Source organism: Micromonospora vinacea (assembly GCF_015751785.1).
Classification (GTDB): domain Bacteria; phylum Actinomycetota; class Actinomycetes; order Mycobacteriales; family Micromonosporaceae; genus Micromonospora; species Micromonospora vinacea.
In genome coordinates this window covers 3,988,535-4,009,150 of sequence record NZ_JADOTY010000001.1, presented here as the reverse complement: position 1 = coordinate 4,009,150, position 20,616 = coordinate 3,988,535, and the positions used below count along the sequence as shown (strand labels likewise).

Sequence of the window (20,616 nt, the reverse complement as noted above, 5' to 3'; positions counted from 1 at the left end):
CGGCGCCGGGGAGGGGCGGTGGCACGTGCTGAGCTTGCACGGGGTTTCGGTCGGCTACGGCGACGCGCCGGCCGTCCTCACTGACATCTCGGTGACGGTCCGACCGGGTCGGGTCCTGGCACTGACCGGGTCGTCGGGCGCCGGCAAGACCACCCTGCTCCACGCGATGGCGGGGCTGCTGCGGCCACGGGACGGCTCAGTGACTGTCGACGGGAAGCCGCTGCGCGACCGGGATCACGCGGTCGAGCACCGGATCGTCCTCATCCCGCAGGACAACGGCCTTGCCCCGATCCTCACCGCGGCCGAGAACCTCCAGGTGGCACTCACGGCCGACGGCGCGACACCACCCGAGGCCCGTCAACAAACCGCCGCGACCTTGGACCTGCTGGGCCTTTGCGGCCAGGCCAACCAGCTCGTCGAGGAGCTGTCCGGCGGCCAGCAGCAACGTACGGCCGTCGCCCGCGGCCTGGCCCTGCGCGGCGATGTGCTGCTGGCCGACGAGGTGACAAGCGAGCTGGACGCGGGGAACCGACAGCGGATTCTGAATCTGCTCCACGATGAGGCGCGGCGGGGCGCCGCCGTCGTGTTCGCCACCCACGACCCGGAGGTGGCCGCCGCCTGCGAGGCGGAACTGCACCTCCTCGAAGGGCGGGCGGAGATCGTTCGCGGTTGAGGGAGAGCCGTAACTGTTAGGTTTCGGTCCACTCGCCGGGACAATGGCCGATCGGTCACGTCAATACCCTCACCATCAATGCTGATCGTCATCTGGGGAGCGCTCGCGGCACGCCGGGCACACGCCTTGGCGGTGCTCCTGCTCGCGGTGCTCGCCAGTGCCGCCGCCGCGGCGGCCCCGAGCTATGTCGCCGCGGCCGGGCAGTCCCTGGCCAGCTACGAGATGTCGAAGGCGTCGCCGAACGAGCTTCGGGTGCGGCTCACCGAAGCCGTCGAATATCCGGGAATGCCGGCTGACCCCGCAGGCACCGTGTTCGCGGCCAAGGTCAGGCAACTCACGCCGGCCGGATTCGACGTCGTCCTGGGCGCGCAGAGCGGTGGTGTCGCCGCCGGCCAGGCCGGGAGCGTCACCTCGAATCTGACCTTCCGAGCGGGGGTCTGCGAGCGGGTCGACCTGACCGGAGCCTGCCCTCGGTCCACCCCGAGGGGTCAACTCCCCGAGGTCATGGTCAGCACGCACACCGCCGCCCGGCTCGGCGTCGTCGTCGGCGATCAGTTCACCTTCGGCGCGGTGCCGGTGCGGGTAGCCGGTGTCTACCGACCGCGGGACGTGACCGATTCGTTCTGGCTCGGCGGGGAGTTCATTCGGCCACCCGCCGCGGGGCCGCCCGGCACGTCGATCGCGGGCAGCGCCCAGGACGCGATCTTCACCGCCGAGGCCGCACCCCTGGCCGACGAACAGGCGATCCTGCACGTGTCGACGGCCGACCTCTACGTCACCGAGCACCTGTTGGACAGCCGGCGCGTGCAGGGCCTGCGAGACGCGATCACTGTGGTGCAGCGCGACGGTAGCCGCGAGGGCTTCGGTGCCGGCACCACAGTGCCGAGCCTGCTTGATCGCGTCACCGTGCAACGAGGGCAGTTGGCCGACGGCGTGACGCTGGGCGCCGGGCTGCTGGTCCTGCTCTGCTGGCTGGTGCTCTTCGTCGCGGTGAGTTCGGCCGCCGACCAGCGGCGACCGGAGCAGGGCCTGCTCCTGCTCCGCGGGGTGCAGCGCCGACGCCTGTGGGTGCTGGCGATCGGCGAGCACGCCGCACCCGCGTTGGTCGCGATCCCCCTCGGCTGCCTGGGTGGCCTCGCCGCTGCCACACTGCTCGCCGCGCGCACCCTTCCTGCCCGCGCCGACGTCACGATGGACGCCACCGTGATCGGCTTCGCCGCCATCGGCGCCCTCGGCGCGCTCGCCGCGGTACTGCTCGCCCAGGCGCGGATGTTGTCCGCACCGGTCGTCGACCTGCTACGCCGGGTGCCGGCACGGGTACGGGGATGGCGGGCGACAATCGGTGATGTCGTCGCGGTGTCCGTCGCCGTGGCTGCCGTCGTGCAGTTGCGCTCCGGCGGACCGCCCAGCGGACTGGCACTGGTGGCGCCGGTCCTCGGGGCGCTCGCCGCAGGGGTGCTGCTGGCGCGAGTCGCCATGATCGCCGGCGCGGCGGTGGGTGGTGCGCTGCTGTCGCGTGGCCGGACCGCCAGTGGTCTCGCCCTGGTGCAGGTGGCCCGGCAACCACGGTTCCGGCCCCTGATCGCGCTGCTCACGGTGGTCGTCGCGATGCTCGCATTCACCGTCGCCACGAGCGAGGTCGCGTCGGCCGCCTACCGTGATCGGGCGACCGTCGAGGTCGGTGCGCCGCGCGTGGTCGAGGTCGACGCGACGTCGCGTTCGCACCTGTTGGCAGCCGTTCGGGCGGCCGATCCCGAGGGTCGGTTCGCGATGGCCACGGTGGTGACGGCCTCGTCCTCCACGGTCGGCACACCGCTGCTGGCTGTGGACTCCGACCGGCTGGCGACAGTGGCCGGGCCGCATCCGTCCTACGGCGTGTCCCTGGCGGAGGTTGCACGAAAGATCCGCCCAGCTGCGCCCGGGGCACCTGTACGACTACGCGGGCGCCTGCTCACCGTTCAGATCTCCGCCAACTTCGACGCCAAGGTCTTCGGCGGCAACAAGGTCCGCCTCGCGGTCACAGTCTCCAGCGCCAACGGCACCCGAGTGGTCACCTCTCGCGATGACATCGAGCCCGGCCGCAAGGGCTACGTCCTCCAGGTGCCCGAGTGCGTGCAGGAATGCCGGCTGGTCAAAATCGACATCGTCGCACCGGTGGTTTCCGGGAACCTGGAGGTCCGCTTCGAGGCACTGCGAACCGGCGATGAAGACGGCGGTCGCGAGACGCTTGTGCTGACCGGTGCGCAGTTCGCCGATACGACGCGGTGGCGGCTGTCCGATCCGGATGACACCTTCCTCGACGTCGCGAGCGGCACGGATGCGGCGCTGATCCTCTCCGTGGCGGAGAACCGGCGTGCGACGCCGGCCGGCATCGCTGTTGTCGACGCGCCCTTTCCGCTACCCGTCTACCTGACCCGATCAGCGGGGACTCCGCTCGGCGGGATCCATGCGTACGACGGGGTCGACGGGACACCGACCAGGGCGTTGGTCGGGGGTCTGGCCGATCGTCTGCCGCGGCTCGGTCGATCCGGTCTGATCGTCGACCTGGAGTACGCGGATCGACTCGCCGTCGCCAGTCAGAACGGCAACGAGGAGGTCTGGTTGGCTCGGGCGGCCCCCACTGACGTCCTCGACCGACTTCGCGCACAGGGTCTGGTCATCGAGACTGACCGGACAGCCACGGCCCTACGCCAGGGATTCGATCGCCAGGCTACGGCGTTGGCAGTGCGCTTCAACATGTTCGCCGCGCTGGCGGGGGTGCTGATCGGGGCGGCCGGCCTGATCGCGATGGCGGTGGCCGAGCAGCGTCCCCGGGTGGCCATGTTGGTGGCGCTGCGTCGACAGGGGTTACCGCCACGCGCCCTCCGTGGCGGCTACGGGTGGCCGGTCGCTGTCGCCGCCGTCTCGGGCGCTCTCGTCACAGTGGTGATCTGGCTGCTCACGCGCGGCGGGCAGCGCCTGTTCAGTGACGGCCGCTCACCGGTCCCGTTGCCCGAGTGGCCGGACGTCGGTCGGCTGCTGTTGTTCGTCGTGCCCGCGGTCGCGTTGTTCGCCCTCACGGCGGTCGTGCTCGGTCGGGTGGTCGCCGCCTCGGTACGCCGCCGGAGCGGGCGATGACCGCCGCCGCGCGGCAGGACGAGCCGGTGACCGCGGCGCATTCGGCTGGCGGTCTGGCGGTCGCCTGCCACCGGCTGATCCACATCTACCCCACCGCCAGCGGGGACGTCGTCGCGCTCTCCGGCGTGGACCTGCGGATCTCGGCGGGCGAGATGCTCGCGTTGGTGGGGCCGTCCGGCTCGGGAAAGTCCACGTTGGTGGCGATCCTCGGCGGGCTCATGCAACCCTCTGCCGGACGCGTGTACGTGGGCGAGCACGAGCTGTCCCGGCTCTCGTCCAAGGGTCTGGCGGCCCTGCGCGGGGCCACGGTCGGCACCGTGTTGCAGGGCGCCGAACGCAACCTGCTGCCGTACGTGTCGCTGTCGCGCAACATCTGGTTGGCGCAGCGACCCGCAGCACGCCTCGCCGGGCGCCGGCTCGACCCGCCGGAGGCGATCCTGGACCTCGTGGGTCTCGCCGGCGCAGGCGCGCGGCGGGTGGGCGACCTGACCCCGGGGCAGCGTCAGCGGGCCGCTCTGGCGCAGGGGCTCGCGGCCGGGCCCGGGCTGCTCCTGGTCGACGAGCCGACCAGCCAACTCGACGCGTCCGGTCGGGACGAGGTGCTCGCGGCTCTCGCCGCCGTGAACGGGGAGCGCGGCACCACTGTGGTCGTGGTGACCCACGACGGTGAGGTAGGCGCCCGACTGGGCCGAGCGGTCACCATCCGGGACGGCCGGGTCGGCGCCGAGGGGCGCGACGGCCGTGACTTCGCCGTGGTGGCCGGCGACGGCACGATCCAGTTACCACCCGAGACGGTGGCGAGCTTCCCGGCCGGGACGTTGTTGGAGGTCGACCACACCGACGAGTCGATCACTCTGCGCGCCGTGGCCGCCCCGTCGTCCCTCGGCGGGGACGACGGGGTGGCGCGCGCCGGCGGCGAGCCGCGCCCTAGTGGGTCGTGACGCCCGCCCGCGCCTTCAGCCGGCGCAGCTCGTCCGCGGACATCAGCCAGGTGGAGTTCGTCGTCCCCAGGCCGAGGAGCACCTGGTCGAAGGAGTTGCCGTCGTTGTCGTCGGTGTAGCAGACGCTCACCTCACCCCAGGGCGACGCGGCGACCGCGAAGTGCTCCTGGCGACCTGTCGTGGTCTGGCTCAGCGCCTGGGCCGCCAGCCGGCCGCTGGACGTGCCGTCCGGGTTGAGGCCCCGCGCCCAGACGTCCGGGTTGGCGCCGGACACCGTCCAGCCCACCACGACGTTGTCCTGGTCGTCGATGCCGACGCCGGGAGCGATGGCACCGATGGCGGTGGAGACCGGGACCTCGTCGTGCCGGGCCACGGCCGTCGCGGTGAACGATCGAGCCCAGACACCCCGGGTGCCGGTGTGGTCGGACTCCCAGCCGACGGTGAAGTCACCGGCGAAGTTCGCCGCCACCGAGGCACGCTGCTGCTGCCCGCCGCTCTGGGCGTTGGCCGTCCGCCGCGACAGCGTCACGGCGCCGTTGGACCGGGCCAACCGGGTCAGCCCGATGTTGTACGAGCCGTTCGCGTCGGCGTCCTCGTCCCAGACCACCAGTGCCTCGCCGGAGGCGGACACCGCCACGTCGGGACGGTGGTGGGTACCAGTCGTCTGTGAGGCCGTCACCTCGTACGCCTTGGTGGTGGCCGCGGTGAACCCGGCGGCCTTGACTGTGGCGGGAGCGGTGCCCTGCACGTCCTCCCAGACCACCGTGAAGCCGACGGCGGCGGCGTTGGTGGGCGCGCCGTCCGGGTCGACCGAGACCTTCGGCCAGATCTGCTGCCCGGCGTCGCTGGCGTTGGCCTGCCCGGAGCCGAGCACCGCGCCGGCGGGCGACACCACCCGGTACTGGATGTTGTAGACGCCGTTGCCGTCGCCGTCGGCGGCCCAGACGACCACGGCGTTGCCCCGGTCGTCGAGCCCCACATCGGGGCTGACGTGCCGCCAGGCGGCCCCGCTGGTCCCCCCGGTGGAGAGCTTCAGCTCGTACGCGGGCGTGCCGTCGCGGAACAGCCGCAGGTAGATCTCGCTGTGGGTGTCGTCCTGCGGGGCGGTGCTGTCCCGGTCGTCCTCCCACGCCACAGCGACGTGACCGTTGCGGTTCATGGCGATGGAGGGCAGGTCCTGGTCGCCGGTGGCGACGCTGTTCGCGGTGGTCCAGGTGACCGCCTCGGCGGTCATCGCGGTCGGGCCGAGAAGCACGTTCGGGACCAGCAGGGACGCGGTGAGCAGTGCGGTTGTCACGGTCATGGTGGCTCTCTCTCCCTTACCCGGCCTGCAGGCCGGGCTGGCCGTCGAGGATGACGAACGACCGCACGGTGGACGCCGCCGCGCCGTGCTCGGTCACCGTGTTCACCGCGCGGAAGTCGGCCCGGACCTGGGTACGGCTGATGGTGGTACGGACGTAGCCGCGCCGGTCCGAGTAGAACTTCAGGTGCGGGTTGGCCGCCGCGTTCGGGACCGTGGTGCTGCCGCTGCCGTTGCCGGTCGAGCTGATCGAGGTGCAGACCAGTTCGGTGCCGATGGTGGCCGAGGAGGGGTTGGCGTAGTCGGCCTTGAGGTCGTTTGCCCACGACCGGTGCACGTCGCCGGTGAGCACCAGTGGGTTGCGTACGCCGCGCTGCTGCCAGCCGGTCTGGATGCGGCTGCGGGAGGCCCGGTAGCCGTCCCACGCGTCCATGCTCGCCGCCCCGTTCGCGTCGAGCTGCTGGGCGAAGAAGACCTGCTGGCCGAGGATGTCCCAGGTGCCGTAGCGCTGGGCCAGCCCGTCGAGCAGCCACGCCTCCTGGGCGGCGCCGGTCAGCGACCGGGAGGCCAGGTCGGCGTCGGCGCAGACCTTCCAGCCGTCCCCGCAGGCCTGGTCGTCGCGGAACTGGCGGGTGTCGAGCATGTGGAAGGTGGCGAGTTGCCCCCACCGGATGCGCCGGTACAGCGGGATGCTGTTGCCGTTGGCGGCGGACGCCGGTCGCAGCGGCATGTTCTCGTAGTAGGCCCGGTACGCGGCGGTCCGCCGGGCGGTCCACTGGGCGGCGGTCAGCGTCGGGCTGCTGTCGTTGCGGACCATGTTGGCGTAGTTGTTCTCCACCTCGTGGTCGTCCGGCACCACCAGCCAGGGAGCCGCCGCGTGGGCCGCCTGTAGGTCCGGGTCGGACTTGTACAGCGCGTACCGGCGGCGGTAGTCGGCCAGCGACACGATCTCGGCGCCGACGTGCTGCCGCACGGCGGAGGTGCCGACGCCACCCTCGTAGATGTAGTCGCCGAGGTGCAGGATCAGGCCGGGGTTGTCCTCGGCCATCCGCCGGTAGGCGGTGTAGTAGCCGGCCTCGTAGTGGGCGCAGGAGGCGAAGGCCATCACGAGGTCGCGGCCGAAGGCGCTGGGCGCCGGGGTGGTCCGGGTCCGGCCGACCGGCGAGATCTGGCCCTGGGCCCGGAACCGGTAGTAGTAGTCGGAGTCGGCGGCGAGCCCGCCCGCGATGGCGTGCACGGAGTGCGCGTCGGCGTAGCGGGCGACCACCGATCCGGAGGCGACCAGCGAGGTGAACCGGTCGGTGGTGGACACCTGCCACTCCACTGTCACGTCGGCGTTGGCCATGCCGCCCTGCCCGTCGGCGTTGAGCGGGGATGGTGCCAGCCGGGTCCAGAGGACCACGCTGTCGGGCGCCGGATCACCGGACGCCACACCGAGTTTGAAGGGGTACGGAACCGCGGCGCGGGCACCCTGGCGGGGTGTCACAGCGACTCCGGCGGTCACCAGTCCACTGAGGACGAAGATGCGACGGCTCAGCCTTGTCATGGTCAACAGCCTCGGGAACGTCGATGAACGGCGATGGGTACGGGGCGGAATCCGACATGGCGGAATGCTGTCCGCGCCAAGGCGTTCAGGTGTCCGAGCCGCCGGGGCCGGACCGTCAGGTGAGCGGGGACGGCGACTCGGCACCGGGGATCGCCAGCGTCGCCGCGCCGGACCCGTCCGCCGGGACGCTCCAGACGTCGGGCTGGCCGTCGTCCCGACGCAGCGTGTAGGCGAGTTTCCCGCTGTCCAGCCACGCGGCCTGATCATCGACGCTGCGGGTCTCGGCGGTCGCGGTGACCCGCATGGTCGCCAGGTCGAGGACTGACAGCCGCCAGCCCTTCGCCGGGTCGGCGCCGATCGCCTCCTTGAACGCGAGCCGGGTGCCGTCCGGTGACAGCGACGGGCACTCGACGTTGTCCTTCAGCGTCTCGACGGTACGGGCGGCGAGATCACCGCGGACGAGGTACCTCCTGCCCCCGGTCGCCATCGTCGCGTAGAAGCGGTTGTCGTCGGCGGTGAAGGTGACACCCCAGTAGTTGACGTCCGCGTTGCGGTAGCCCCGGCCGTCCCGGGTGATCGCGAACTCTTCCAGCGAGGCCACCGTGGTGCCGGTGCGGGTGTCGAGGATACCGCTGCGGGTGGAAAAGCCACTGGAGGTGTACGAGTCACCACCGACAAACGTGGTCCAGGAGACCATCCGGCCCGACGCCGAGACCCGGGCCCGGTTCGGCAGTCCCGGCACGCTGATCGCCCGGGTCTGGCGCAGCGCCGCGTCGAGCACGACCATCTGGTACGACCACGCGGTCTCCGGCTTCAGACAGACACCGGTGCCGGCGGCGGCGTACACCCGGAGGCATTCCAGGCCGGAGACCGTACGCGACCCGGCGGGATCGGCTGTCGCGACTGTGGACAGGTGCCGATCGGTGATCGCCAACAGGCGCGGGCCGGGTGCCAGGGTGAGCGCCTGGTCGCCGGTGGCGGGCGGCGGCGCCGAGGCGGGTTCCGCCGCCACGGCCACGTAGCCGGCGGCCACGCTGCCCAGCAGTACGGCCGAGGCGACCACCACGCCGAGCTTCGCTCGGTTCGACATCGCGGTCATCGGGGCACCTTCCGGGTGGTCAGACGGGACGGGGAGGCCAGCAGGAGGAGCGTGCCGACCAGCACGCCGGCGACGGCGACGGCCGCCGCGCGGATCGCGTTCTCCGGCCCCCACGCCTGCCAGGCGAGCCCGAACAGCACGGAGGAGACGAGGTACGCGAGGGCCTGCCCGGTCTGCACCAGCGCGATCCCGGTGGTCCGCAGCCGCGCCGGCAGCACCGGGCCGGCGAGCGCGATGAGCACGCCGTCGGTGGCCGCGTAGAACGCGCCGTACAGCGCCAGCGTCAGCGCGATCAGGGGCCAGCCGTCGACCGGGCCGGCCAGCAGCAGGTACGTCGCGCCGAGGGCGCTGTAGCCGCCGATCACCACGGGCAGGCGGCCGATCCGGTCGGCGAGTACGCCGAGCGGGGCGGCGAGCAGCAGGTAGGCCAGGCTGGTCCCCACGGCGAGCAGTGGGAACCAGCGCAGGCCGAGGTCCTCGCGGCGTTGCAGCAACAGGTAGACGAAGCCGTCGCCGATGGTGGCCAGCCCGAGCATGGCGGCGGCCAGCACCAGCCGGCGGGCGGGTCCGCCGCGCAGCAGACCGAACGCCTCGCGCACGGAGACAGTCGGGTCGCCCGGCCCGTCCGACGGCCCGCCGTCCACCGTTCCGCCGTCCGCCGCCTCGCCGGGTGGCCGCTCGCGGACGAAGAGCACGAGCACGACCACGGCGAGAGCCGCGATGCAGAAGCTGGTGACGAAGACCGCGTCGTAGGACTGCCCGACGACCAGCAGGACCGCGAACGCGGCGAGCGGCCCGAGGAACGCCCCGACGCTGTCCATCGCCCGGTGCACCCCGAACGCCCGACCCAGCGCCTCGGGTGGCGTGGAGAGCGTGATCAGCGCATCGCGCGGCGCGCTGCGTACGCCCTTGCCGATTCGGTCGACGGCGATGACGGCGCCGATCGCCGGTATCGACCGGCCGGCGAGCAGCAGACCGAGCTTCGCGACCGCCGAGAGGGTGTAGCCGATGCCGGCGATCAACTTGCGCCGCCGGAACCGGTCGGCGGCGAAACCACCGACGACCCGCAGCAGCGCTGTGGCGCCGGTGTGGACGCCGTCCAGGACGCCGAAGGCCACCGGGCTGAGGTGCAGGCCCAGCACCAGATAGAGGGGCAGCACGGCAGCCACCATCTCGGCCGATACGTCGGTGATCAGGCTGACCGTGCCGAGTGCGACGACGTTGCCGCTGACCAACGCGAACCGTCGGCGCCGTGGCCCGGGGTCGGGATCCTCGGCGGCCGGCCGGGAGACGGTCGACAGGTACACGCGCATCTCCTCGGATCGACGGTCGACGGGCAGCCATCGTCCGTACTCAGTGGAGGAGGCACAACGGACCGGGAGTGGCATCCGGGCGAGGGTCGGGTGAACGAGCTCCCAACACGGAGGTGTTCGCCTGGCGGGACGCACTGTTCACCCGCCCGTCGCCCGCCGGCTCATCGACCTTCCTACATTCCTTGCGCTCTTCCCACGAGGTAAGGAGTCCTGGATGGACATTCGATTCCCCCGTCCGTCGGTGACGCTGGGGGTGGTCACGGTGATCGTCGCCGCGACCGCCGCCGTCGTCGTGACCGGCGCTGGCGCGGCGTCGGCGGCGAGCGTGACGTTCACGCCGGTCGCCGACACCTACGTCCAGAGCGACACGGCCGCCACCAACTACGGCACGTCAACGCAGGTCGTGGTCGACAACTCGCCGGTGCGGCGCTCGTTCCTCCGCTTCACGGTGAGCGGTGTCAGCGGCACGGTGACCGGTGCCAAGCTGCGACTGCGCACGATCAGCGGCAACAGCGGCAGCGACGCCGGTGGTACGTTCCGCCGGATGTCCAACACGACCTGGTCGGAGACCGGCACCACCTGGAACAACCAGCCGGCCATCGACGGGGCCACCCTCGGCACGATCGGCGCGGTCAGCGGCAACACCTGGTACGAGGTCGACGTCACGGCCGCGGTCACCGGCAACGGCACGTACAGCTTCGGCGCCACCTCGGCCAGCGGTGACGGCGCCTACTACGACACGCGCGAGAGCGGCGCGGACGCTCCGCAACTGGTGGTCACCACTGGGACCACCCCGCCCCCGTCGGGCGACCCGGTGTTCGTGGGTGCCGGCGACATCGCCAACTCGGGCTCCGGCGACAGCGCCACCGCGGCGCTGCTCGACAGCATCCCGGGCACGGTCTTCACCACCGGCGACAACGTCTATGACAACGGGACGGCGTCGCAGTTCACCAGCTACTACGAGCCCACCTGGGGTCGGCACAAGTCCCGCACCCGCCCGTCGCCGGGCAACCACGACTACAACACGTCGGGCGCGACCGGCTACTACAACTACTTCGGCTCGTCCGCCGGTCCGAGCGGTCGCGGCTACTACTCGTTCGACCTCGGCAACTGGCACATCGTGTCGCTGAACTCGAACATCAGCATGTCGGCCGGTTCGACACAGGAGCAGTGGCTGCGCGCGGACCTGGCCGCCAGCAGCAAGCCGTGCACGATCGCGTACTGGCACCACCCGCTGTTCACGTCCAGCTCCAACCACGCGCCGTCGACGTCGACGCGTCCGCTGTACCAGGCCCTCTACGACTACAACGCCGACGTCGTGGTGTGGGGGCACAACCACGTGTACGAGCGGTTCGCTCCGATGAACCCGGCCGGTGGCGCCGACTCCAGCCGGGGTCTGCGCAGCTTCGTGGCCGGGATGGGCGGCGCCAGTCACTACGGCTTCGGCACCATCCAGCCCAACAGCGAGGCGCGCAACAGCTCGGCGTACGGGGTCCTGAAGTTCACCCTGCACTCCGGCAGCTACGACTGGCAGTTCGTACCGGTGGCCGGCCAGACCTACACCGACACCGGCACCACCACCTGCCACTGATCCGTCGGTCGCCTCCCCCAGGCCGGCGCCCGGGGGAGGCGACTCTCGCTCAGAGCTGCTGCACCCAGTACGGGGTGACGTCCATCCAGCCGTTGGCGGCCGCACCGTTGAGCCGGCCGGAGCTGCCGGTGCTGAGGGTGTACCAGGAGTCGACGTAATCCGGGTCGTCGGTCCACCAACTGGCCGGCATCGCGTTGATGATCGCGGTGACCAGCGGGGTGTAGGTGCCGTAGTCGACGATGGTCAGCAAGGCGGTGATCAGTGCCGTGGCCAGGTCGCGGTAGTTGGTGTCGCCGTCGTCCTCCCACATCACCACGTCGGCCAGGTTGTACTTGTAGGTGTTGAAGTGGACCAGCAGTTGGTTGGGGTAGTAGACCGTGCCGTCGTTGTCCAGGTAGGGCATCTCCACGACGTTGACCGTCGGCTGGCCGTCGAGCCCGAACCCGGCCACGACGTTGAAGATCTCCGCACTGCCCTTGATCCAGGTCTCCTGGTCGTTGCTGAGCCGGATGGCGTTGACCTTGGTGGCCCAGTAGCCGGCCTGCGTCGTCCGGGCAGCCCGCGCGCCGGTCAGCCCTCGGTCGGCCAACTCCTGCCGTACCTGCGCGAGACCCTGCTCCATCGCCCTGGCCACGTTGACCTCGACCACCAGCACCGCGCGGCCGGGCACCCGGACCGGGTCCAGCAGAATCCGTGCGCCCGCCGGGTCGTACGCGGCCACGCTGGTCATCGCATCATCGGTCGAGGCCGCCGCCACGAGCGGAAGGGCCGCAGACGCAGCCTTGGTGGCGGAGCTCGCGAGCCGGAGTTGCAGCACGGAACCGGTTGCTGCCGGGAGGCCCTTCGCCGCCAGCACCGCCTCGTTGGCGGCCTGGGCGGCACGGTCCGCCCGGGAGCCCAACCGGGCACGCAGCAGATCCACCGGACCGGCGGTCGTGCCGGCGAGCACTCGGCCCCGGGTGGCGGAATCGGCGAGCGCACCGGCCACCTCGCGGGCGAGTCGGTCGGTCGCCGAGTAGACCGGGCCGGTGTCGGACGGGGTGACGTCGGCGGCCGGGATGGTGCCGGCAGGACGGGCCTGGGCGGGGGTCGCGGCGATCAGGGTGGCTGCCGCCAGTGCCAGCGACAACGCGGCGAGCCGGATCGAACGGGGATGCATACGGGCTCCTCTCCAGTCGCGACGCCGGCTCGTGACCGGCGACGCGGGCGTGGCGAGATGATCGCATCCACGTATCGGGGTTGGTCAATGACAAGTATTACGGTCGCGATCCATGCTCAAACGGATTGTCCCGGCGGCCTGATCCACGTCAGGCTCACCGGGACGGTCCGTACCTCCGGGTCAGCGGGCCGTGCCGGCTCGACGCTTGTTGTAGACGTCGAAGGCGACCGCGACGAGCAGGACGAGACCCTTCACCACCGACTGGGTCGACTGGTCGATGCCCATCAGCTGCATGCCGTTGCTCATCACCGCCATGATCAGACCACCGACCATCGCGCCCACCACGGTGCCCACGCCACCGGTGACAGCCGCGCCGCCGATGAAGGCCGCGGCGATCGCGTCCAGCTCGAACATGTTGCCGGCGGCGGGCTGGGCGCCGTTCGACCGCGACGAGTAGATGACGCCAGCCACCGCCGCCAGGAAGCCCATGTTGACGAACATCCAGAAGTTGACGGTGCGGACCTTCACCCCGGACAGCGCCGCCGCCGACAGGTTGCCGCCGATCGCGTAGACCTGGCGACCGAAGACGGTACGCCGGGTGAGCAGGCCGTAGACCAGCACCAGGACCGCCAGGATGATCAGCACGATCGGCAGCCCTCGGGCGTGCGCCAACTGCCAGGCGAAGTACATGAGGACCGCGCCGACCAGCACGACCCGGGCGACGAAGAGCGGGAACGACTCGACGGGCTGCTGGTAGCGGATACGCGCCACGCGGGTGCGGAAGCCGCTCACCGCGTAGCCGGCCACGGCGATGGCGCCGATCAGCAACGTGAAGGCGTCGAAGCCCTGCCCGCCGAGCAGGCCGTTGAGGAAGCCCGCCGCGACCTGCTGGTACTCGGACGGGAACGGCGACAGCGAGATGTTGTCGAGCACCCGCAGGGTGAGACCCCGGAACAGCAGCATGCCGGCCAGGGTCACGATGAAGGCCGGAATGCCGGCGTACGCCACCCAGAACCCGTGCCAGGCGCCGACCGCGAGGCCGACGGCCAGCGCGGCCACGATGCCGATCCACCAGGGATGGCCCTGCTGGATCACCAGGACGGCGGAGACCGCCCCGGTGAGCGCGACGATCGATCCGACCGACAGGTCGATGTGCCCGCCGATGATCAGGATGACCATCCCGATCGCGAGGACCAGAATGTACGAGTACTGGAGGACGATGTTGGTGATGTTGCCGGGGCTCAGCAACACCCCGTCGGTCAGGACCGCGAAGAGCGCGACGATGACGACCAGGGCGACGTAGATCCCGCTCTGCCGCAGGTTGTTCAACACCAGCGCCCGCAGGTCGCTCGTCCCGCTGTGCAGGGCGGCGGTGGGCGTGCTGTCCGGCGGCGTGGGGCGCTCCGTCGAAGGGGTCTTGATGCTTGTCATCCGACGAGCTCCTTGTCCTTGGTCATCAGCTCCATGAGGCTCTCCTGAGTCGCCTCGGCCACCGGCATCTCGCCGGTGATCCGGCCGGCAGCGAGGGTGTAGATGCGGTCGCACATTCCGAGCAGCTCCGGCAGCTCGGAGGAGATGACGATCACCGCCTTACCGGCGGCCACCAGCCGGTTGATGATCGTGTAGATCTCGTACTTGGCGCCGACGTCGATCCCGCGGGTGGGTTCGTCGAGGATCAGCACGTCCGGGTCGGTGAACAGCCACTTCGACAGGACGACCTTCTGCTGGTTGCCGCCGGAGAGCTTGCCGACCACCGCCATGACGCTCGGCGTCCGGATGTTCATCTCCTTGCGGCTCGTCTCGGCAACCTTGATCTCCTCGTTGCCGTTCACCCAGCCCAGGCAGGACAGCCGGTCCAACGCGGCGGCGGACACGTTGCGCCGCACGTCGTCGATGAGGTTGAGGCCGTAGCGCTTGCGGTCCTCGGTGACGTAGGCGATGCCGTTGTCGATCGCCTCGGCGACGGTGCGCGCCTGCACCTCCCGCCCGTGGACGAAGAGCCGGCCCCGGATGTCACGCCCGTAGGACCGACCGAACACGCTCATGGCCAGCTCGGTCCGCCCGGCCCCCATGAGGCCGGCGATGCCGACGACCTCACCGGCGCGTACGGACAGGCCGACGCCCTCGACGACCATCCGGTCCTGGACCGGGTGCCGCACCGTCCAGTCCTCGATGCGGAGGACCTCGTCGCCGGGGGACGACTCGCGGTCGGGGTAGAAGCTGTCCAGGTCGCGGCCGACCATGCCCCGGATGATCCGCTGCTGGTTCACGTCGTCGGACTTCATGTCGAGGGTCTCCACCGCGCGCCCGTCACGGATGACAGTGGTCGAGTCGGCGATGGCGGTGATCTCGTTGAGCTTGTGCGAGATCATGATGCAGGTGATGCCCTGCTCCTTGAGTGCCCGCAACAGGTCGAGCAGGTGCGCCGAGTCGATGTCGTTGAGCGCGGCGGTCGGCTCGTCCAGGATGAGCAGGCGCACCTTCTTCGACAGCGCCTTGGCGATCTCCACCAGCTGCTGCTTGCCGACACCCAGCTGGATGACCGGGGTGACCGGGTTCTCGTGCAGCCCGACGGACGCCAGCAGCTTCGCCGCTTCGGCGTTGGCGAAGTTCCAGTCGATGAGCCCGCTGCGACCGCGCCGCTCGTTGCCGAGGAAGATGTTCTCCGCGATCGACAGGTACGGCACCAGGGCGAGCTCCTGGTGGATGATGACGATGCCGTTGGCCTCGCTGTCGCGGATGCCACGGAACTGCATCGGCTTGCCGTCGAAGAGGATCTCGCCGTCGTACGAGCCGGACGGGTAGACGCCGGACAGCACCTTCATCAGGGTGGACTTGCCGGCGCCGTTCTCACCACAGATGGCGTGGATCTCCCCGCGGCGCACTGCGAGGGTGACGTCCTCCAGCGCGGTCACGCCGGGGAAGGTCTTGGTGATGCGACGCATCTCGAGGATGGTGTCGTCCATTGTCACTGTCCTCCGTCAGGTCTGGACGCGGTACGCACCCAGGCGTCGGGCCCGGCGGGTGACCGCCGGGCCCGACGAGTGGCTTACTTCTTGGCCTGACCGGCGGCGACCTCTTCCGCCGTCCAGTAGCCGGAGTCGATCAGCGTCGCCTTGATGTCATCCTTGTAGACGGTCGCGATCGGCAGCAGGTACGCCGGGACGACCTTGACGCCGTTGTTGTACGTCTTGGTGTCGTTGGCCTGCGGCTGCTTCTTCTGCAGGAACGCCTCGGCGGCGTTCACGGCCTGCTCGGCCAGCAGTCGGGTGTCCTTGAAGACCGTGGAGCTCTGCACGCCGTCGTTGATCAGCTTGATGGAGGCGATCTCCGCGTCCTGGCCGGTCACCACCGGGAGCTTCTTCGCGCCCTTGCCGTAGCCGGCGTTCTGCAGGGCGGTGATGATGCCGCGGGAGATGCCGTCGTACGGCGAGAGCACCCCGTCGACCTTCGAGCCGTCGTTGTAGCTGGAGGTGAGCAGGTTCTCCATCCGCTTCTGCGCGGTCTCCTGCTGCCACCGCAGGATGGCTACCTGCTCGGGGGTGGTCTGCTTGGACTTGACGACCAGCGTGCCGTCCTCGATGAACGGCTTCAGCGTGTCCATCGCGCCACCGAAGAAGTACTGGGTGTTGTTGTCATCCAGCGACCCGGCGAAGAGCTCGACGTTCAGCGGCCCCTTGGCCGTGCCCTTCGAGCCGTCCTTGTTCAGCAGGCCGAGACCGACGAGCAGCGCGGTGCCCTGGGCGACGCCAACCTTGTAGTTGTCGAAGCTGACGTAGAAGTCGACGTCCTTGCTGCCACGGATCAGACGGTCGTAGGAGATGACCGGGATCTTCGCGGCCGCGGCGGCCTGCAGCTGGCTGCTGAGCGCGGTGCCGTCGATCGCCGCGAGGATCAGGACGTCCGCACCCTGGGTGATCATCTGGTCGACCTGCTGCGACTGCGTGGGGATGTCGTCGCCGGCGTACTGGAGGTCGACCTTGTAGCCCTTGGCCTCGAGCTTCGACTTCACCGCGTTGCCGTCGGCGATCCACCGCTCCGAGGTCTGCGTCGGCATCGAGACACCGATGGTCAGATCGCTGGGCTTCTCGTCGCCGGACTTCTCACCGCTGCCCGCACCCCCGCCGCTGCACGCCGCCAAACTCAGCGCCAGTGCGGCGCCGCCGAGAGCAACCAGGAATTTCCTGCCCACGGGCTTCTCCTCTCTGGACTCCCCCGCCGACTGCCGGGGCCAACTGTCATCTTTCGGGTAGTGTTAGCGCTCACATAGATTGCGTCAACACCAGATCCGAAATACCGGTGTCACGGTCTCGTAACGGAGCATCCAGGCGAGCGTAACCATGCCGCCGGTCCGCCGGAAGGGCAGGACGCGGCAACTCAGCGTGGTCGTCCGCAGCACTCTACAGACCGATGCCCGCGGATGACGTCTGTCGTCCGCGGGCATCGGCACTACCGCCGGATCAGGTGGGTCGCCGCGACCTCGGCGGTCGGCGGACCCGGTCGGCTATCGCTGCGACCACCGCTGGTTCGCCGCTCCGGTGCAGGTCCAGAGGATCACCGTGGTGCCGTTGGCAGTGGCGTTGGCGTTGACGTCCAGGCAGAGCCCCGACTGCGTGTTGCTGATCGTGCCGTTGGCGTTGACCGTCCACTGCTGGTTGGTCCCGCCGTTGCAGTCCCAGATCTGCACCTTGGCGCCGGCCGCGGCGTTCAGCGGCGCGTCCAGGCACTTGCCGAGGGCCTGCAGGGTCTGACCGCTGCTGGTCCAGCGCTGGTTGGCGGCGCCGTTGCAGTCCCAGATGACCGGCTGCGTGCCGTTGGCCGTGTTGCTGTTCGGCACGTCGAGGCAGCGGCCGGAGGCGGCGCTGGCGTACGCGCTCGACGTGGTCGGCGGCGGCGTCGTCGGAGGAGTCGTTCCGCCACCGCTGACCCGGTACACCACAGTCCCGTGCGCGGGGACGCTGGCGCTGATGGTCCCGCTGCTGGAGCTGGTGCCACCGGTCCAGGCGTCCACCAGCGTGAACGACGAGCCGGACTTGCCGATGGCCGCGGCCGTGGTCGAGATCGTCGTCGTCGAGCCGCCCTGGTTGAACAGGGCCACGGCGACGTCACCGTTGGCGAGCCGCTTGGCCAGCACCCGACGCGTGCCGTCGAACGACACCTGCGTCCCCTGCAACCCGAGCGAGTCCTGGTTGATCGCGATCAGGTTGGCGTTCTTGAGGATGGCCTGCGTCGCGGCGTTCATGTTCCGCACGTCGTTGCCGGCGATCAGCGGAGACGCCATGATCGCCCACATCGCGAAGTGGCTGCGCATCTCCGTGTCGTTCATACCGCCGCGACCGACCTCCATCATGTCCGGGTCGTTGAACCCACCCGGCCTCGCGTAGGACGCCAGCGGAACGGTCACGTTGATGATGTTCTGGATGCCCATCGGGTAGCCGTTGCTCTGACCGGTGTCCCACGCGTTGGTGATGTCCTCGGTGGTTCGCCACATGTTCGCCACGTCGCCCCAGTTGCGCTGCGGGCCGGTCTTGGCGTGGATGCTGTTGGAGTTGATGCTGTAGACGATCGGTCGACCGGTGGCGGCCAGAGCGTCCCGCATCTTGGCGAAGGTGGTCACCTGGTCGTTGATGCTGCCCTCCGGCGAGCACCAGTCGTACTTGAGGAAGTCGACGCCCCAGGCGGCGAACTGGCGTGCGTCCTGCACCTCGTGGCCGCGGCTGCCGGTCGCGCCGGGGTAGGCGCCGAAGTACTGGGCGCAGGTCTTGTCGACAGGCACCTGGTACAGGCCGAACTTCAGGTTCCGGGCGTGCAGGTAGTCACCGAGAGCCTTCATCCCGCTGGGGAACCGGCCGGGGTCGCCCTGGATGTTGCCGGAGCTGTCCCGGTTGGGGTTGAACCAGCAGTCGTCGACCACGACGTAGTTGTAGCCCAGGTCCCGCATACCGCTGCTGACGATCGCATCCGCCGTCTGCCGGATCAGCGCCTCGTTGATGTTGCAGCCGAACGAGTTCCATGAATTCCAACCCATGGGGGGAGTACGCGCCACGCCGTTGTCCAGTGCCTGCGCCGTGGGGGCGCGAAGGCCGACCAGGGCGCCGGCGAGCAGTATTCCGGCCGCCAGTGCGCTCCCCCAGCGACGACCTCGGGTAATGCGGTTCATCGAGCCTCCTTGTCGGTGACGCACGCCCGTAACGACGATCGCTGGTCGGTGCGCCGATAGTTGGACGCCAATTTTTGTTAGCGTTAACAGAGACGCCCATCATGTTACGGCGACATTTCACGAGGTTCAATACCTGCACGGCTCCGCATCGCCCGACATCGATTGATCACACTCCGCAACCCATCGAGTCACGTCTTATCGGCGGGGGCGGCGGGAATTGGCGCACTCCGGCGGGGACCGCACGGGCGTGCACCACTCAGCGGAGAGCGGCGGCGGGACAGATTCCCCGCAGCGGGCGGGGCGACCGCTGGTTGGCCGGCCGTCAGCGACGAGGTGGGGCCACGCTCTCGCGGGCGACCAGAGCCGGGGCGATGGTCTGCCGCAGCGCCCCACCGGTGCCCGACTCGATCTGGGACAGCAGCATCTGCAGGCTCGCCCGCGCCACCGCGTCGAAGTCCGGTCGGACGGTGGTCAGCGGCGGGATGAAGTACGCCGCCTCCGGCACGTCGTCGAAGCCGACCACGCTGATCTCGTGCGGCACCCGTCGACCGAACTCGTGCAGCGCCCGCAGCACGCCCAGCGCGAGATGGTCGTTGGCGGTGAAGACGGCGGTGACCTCCGGCATCCGCGCCAACATCTGCCCGCACCGGTAACCCGACGCCGCGGACCAGTCCCCCGGCATCGGCGGCGGCGGATCCAGCCCGGCGGCCAGCAACGCCTGCCGCCAACCGTCGATCCGGCCGACGCTGTCGAACCAGTCGGTCGGCCCGGAGACGTGCCAGACGGTGCGGTGCCCGGCGTCGAGCAGATGTTGCGTCGCCGCCCGGGCGCCCGCCACCTGGTCGACAGTCACCAGCGGCACCGGCCGGCTCGGATCACCATCGACAGTGACCAGCGGGACATCCTTGGGCAGGCGCTCCAGCGCCTCACCGGCGGACTCGACCGGGGCGATGACCACGATGCCGGCCACCCGGTGCGACAGGTGCCGCTCGACGGCCGCCGAGATGGAACGGTGGTCCAGGTTGCGCACGCTGCCGACGCTGACCGCGAAACCCTCTTCGGCGGCGGTCTGCTCCAAGGCGGCCAACAGCGACGCCGGACCGTAGAGCGTCGTGTTCTGCGCGACCACACCGATGACCTGTGATCGACCGGTCACCAGGGCGCGTGCCGCGCCATTGGGGCGGTAGCCGAGTTCGGCAATCGCCGCGCGTACCCGAAGTCGGGTCTGCTCACGGACGTTGGGATGCCCGTTGAGCACCCGCGACACCGTCTGATGGGAGACACCGGCGAGACGAGCAACGTCCGTCATCGCGGGACCGTGGACGGCCATTTCGCTCCCCCCGCTACATCTCCGGCCCGCGGCCCGTCGACGTCGACTGGAGCGGACCGGCCCGATCCCCCTCGCTCAGTCACCACGCCGGTGCTGAATCCCAGGTGACCAGCGCTGGATCGCCGACAGTCTACGCCAGCAACGGCCCCGAACATGGCGCGGCTGTGCGGGGACTGCGCGACGCGCCGAAGCCGCACAACGCGGTGCCCACCCGGAGTCCCCCGCCACCCGGTACGGGCACCGTCCTGATGTGGTGCGCCGGCCTGCCCTCGCTCCTGGGCAGAGCGTGGAGCAGGCCGGCGCGGACCTGACGCGGTGGCGCGGACCTCACAGGCCGTCAGGCCCGCGTCGCCAGCGCCACCGGTCAGAGCGATCATCGTGTGACTG

At 70.2% G+C, this 20,616-nt stretch carries 14 protein-coding genes; 4 read left to right on the top strand and 10 right to left on the bottom strand.

Annotated features, from left to right (window positions below; all coding sequences use genetic code 11):
- The first annotated feature begins 25 nt into the window (after positions 1-25).
- The 3 genes from IW249_RS19010 (at position 26) to IW249_RS19000 (ending at position 4,731) form a co-directional block, all read left to right on the top strand.
- A complete protein-coding gene (locus IW249_RS19010) occupies positions 26-673 on the top strand; it encodes an ABC transporter ATP-binding protein (RefSeq protein WP_196921987.1) in 648 nt (215 codons plus the stop codon).
- Positions 674-751: 78 nt separating this feature from the next.
- Positions 752-3,790, top strand: coding sequence for an FtsX-like permease family protein (locus IW249_RS19005; protein ID WP_196921986.1), 3,039 nt, complete (start codon positions 752-754; stop codon positions 3,788-3,790).
- Positions 3,787-4,731 (top strand): ABC transporter ATP-binding protein, encoded by a 945-nt coding sequence (locus IW249_RS19000; protein WP_196921985.1) that lies wholly within the window; start codon positions 3,787-3,789, stop codon positions 4,729-4,731. Before IW249_RS19005 ends, IW249_RS19000 begins: the two co-directional genes overlap by 4 nt.
- On the opposite strand, the gene IW249_RS18995 is transcribed toward IW249_RS19000, so the two are convergent.
- The 4 genes from IW249_RS18995 to IW249_RS18980 form a co-directional block, all read right to left on the bottom strand.
- Positions 4,718-6,034: a hypothetical protein gene (locus IW249_RS18995; RefSeq protein ID WP_196921984.1), complete on the bottom strand. Its 1,317-nt coding sequence runs from the start codon at positions 6,032-6,034 to the stop codon at positions 4,718-4,720. The genes IW249_RS19000 and IW249_RS18995 overlap by 14 nt on opposite strands.
- Positions 6,035-6,050: 16 nt before the next feature.
- On the bottom strand, positions 6,051-7,577 hold the full coding sequence (locus IW249_RS18990; RefSeq protein ID WP_196921983.1) for an alkaline phosphatase D family protein: 1,527 nt from the start codon (positions 7,575-7,577) through the stop codon (positions 6,051-6,053).
- Between the two features lie 115 nt (positions 7,578-7,692).
- Entirely contained in the window at positions 7,693-8,676 is a 984-nt protein-coding gene (locus tag IW249_RS18985) for a TolB family protein (protein WP_196921982.1), read from the bottom strand.
- The gene (locus IW249_RS18980; protein ID WP_307788633.1) at positions 8,673-9,983 is read right to left on the bottom strand and encodes an MFS transporter; all 1,311 of its coding nucleotides are present in this window, start codon (positions 9,981-9,983) and stop codon (positions 8,673-8,675) included. The genes IW249_RS18985 and IW249_RS18980 overlap by 4 nt, the downstream gene beginning before the upstream one ends.
- A gap of 220 nt (positions 9,984-10,203) precedes the next feature.
- Between IW249_RS18980 and IW249_RS18975 the strand changes: the two genes are divergently transcribed.
- A complete protein-coding gene (locus IW249_RS18975) occupies positions 10,204-11,580 on the top strand; it encodes a CBM96 family carbohydrate-binding protein (RefSeq protein ID WP_196921980.1) in 1,377 nt (458 codons plus the stop codon).
- A 49-nt stretch (positions 11,581-11,629) separates the two neighbouring features.
- On the opposite strand, the gene IW249_RS18970 is transcribed toward IW249_RS18975, so the two are convergent.
- The 6 genes from IW249_RS18970 to IW249_RS18945 form a co-directional block, all read right to left on the bottom strand.
- Positions 11,630-12,739 (bottom strand): DUF3103 family protein, encoded by a 1,110-nt coding sequence (locus tag IW249_RS18970; RefSeq protein WP_196921979.1) that lies wholly within the window; start codon positions 12,737-12,739, stop codon positions 11,630-11,632.
- 180 nt (positions 12,740-12,919) lie between these two features.
- Entirely contained in the window at positions 12,920-14,170 is a 1,251-nt protein-coding gene (gene mmsB, locus IW249_RS18965; RefSeq protein WP_196921978.1) for a multiple monosaccharide ABC transporter permease, read from the bottom strand.
- Positions 14,167-15,705: a multiple monosaccharide ABC transporter ATP-binding protein gene (mmsA, locus tag IW249_RS18960; RefSeq protein WP_196921977.1), complete on the bottom strand. Its 1,539-nt coding sequence runs from the start codon at positions 15,703-15,705 to the stop codon at positions 14,167-14,169. The genes mmsB and mmsA overlap by 4 nt, the downstream gene beginning before the upstream one ends.
- A gap of 83 nt (positions 15,706-15,788) precedes the next feature.
- Positions 15,789-16,931, bottom strand: coding sequence for a multiple monosaccharide ABC transporter substrate-binding protein (gene chvE, locus IW249_RS18955; RefSeq protein WP_196921976.1), 1,143 nt, complete (start codon positions 16,929-16,931; stop codon positions 15,789-15,791).
- 312 nt (positions 16,932-17,243) lie between these two features.
- Positions 17,244-18,899: a glycoside hydrolase family 27 protein gene (locus IW249_RS18950; RefSeq protein WP_196921975.1), complete on the bottom strand. Its 1,656-nt coding sequence runs from the start codon at positions 18,897-18,899 to the stop codon at positions 17,244-17,246.
- A 322-nt stretch (positions 18,900-19,221) separates the two neighbouring features.
- A complete protein-coding gene (locus tag IW249_RS18945; protein ID WP_181539476.1) occupies positions 19,222-20,208 on the bottom strand; it encodes a LacI family DNA-binding transcriptional regulator in 987 nt (328 codons plus the stop codon).
- Positions 20,209-20,616: the final 408 nt, after the last annotated feature.

Coding starts and splice junctions, on each gene's coding strand:
- IW249_RS19005 (WP_196921986.1), top strand. CDS start 752: ATGCTGATCGTCATCTGGGGAGCGCTCGCGGCACGCCGGGCACACGCC.
- IW249_RS19000 (WP_196921985.1), top strand. CDS start 3,787: ATGACCGCCGCCGCGCGGCAGGACGAGCCGGTGACCGCGGCGCATTCG.
- IW249_RS18995 (WP_196921984.1), bottom strand. CDS start 6,034: ATGACCGTGACAACCGCACTGCTCACCGCGTCCCTGCTGGTCCCGAAC.
- IW249_RS18990 (WP_196921983.1), bottom strand. CDS start 7,577: ATGACAAGGCTGAGCCGTCGCATCTTCGTCCTCAGTGGACTGGTGACC.
- IW249_RS18985 (WP_196921982.1), bottom strand. CDS start 8,676: ATGACCGCGATGTCGAACCGAGCGAAGCTCGGCGTGGTGGTCGCCTCG.
- IW249_RS18975 (WP_196921980.1), top strand. CDS start 10,204: ATGGACATTCGATTCCCCCGTCCGTCGGTGACGCTGGGGGTGGTCACG.
- IW249_RS18970 (WP_196921979.1), bottom strand. CDS start 12,739: ATGCATCCCCGTTCGATCCGGCTCGCCGCGTTGTCGCTGGCACTGGCG.
- mmsB (WP_196921978.1), bottom strand. CDS start 14,170: ATGACAAGCATCAAGACCCCTTCGACGGAGCGCCCCACGCCGCCGGAC.
- mmsA (WP_196921977.1), bottom strand. CDS start 15,705: ATGGACGACACCATCCTCGAGATGCGTCGCATCACCAAGACCTTCCCC.
- IW249_RS18950 (WP_196921975.1), bottom strand. CDS start 18,899: ATGAACCGCATTACCCGAGGTCGTCGCTGGGGGAGCGCACTGGCGGCC.
- IW249_RS18945 (WP_181539476.1), bottom strand. CDS start 20,208: ATGACGGACGTTGCTCGTCTCGCCGGTGTCTCCCATCAGACGGTGTCG.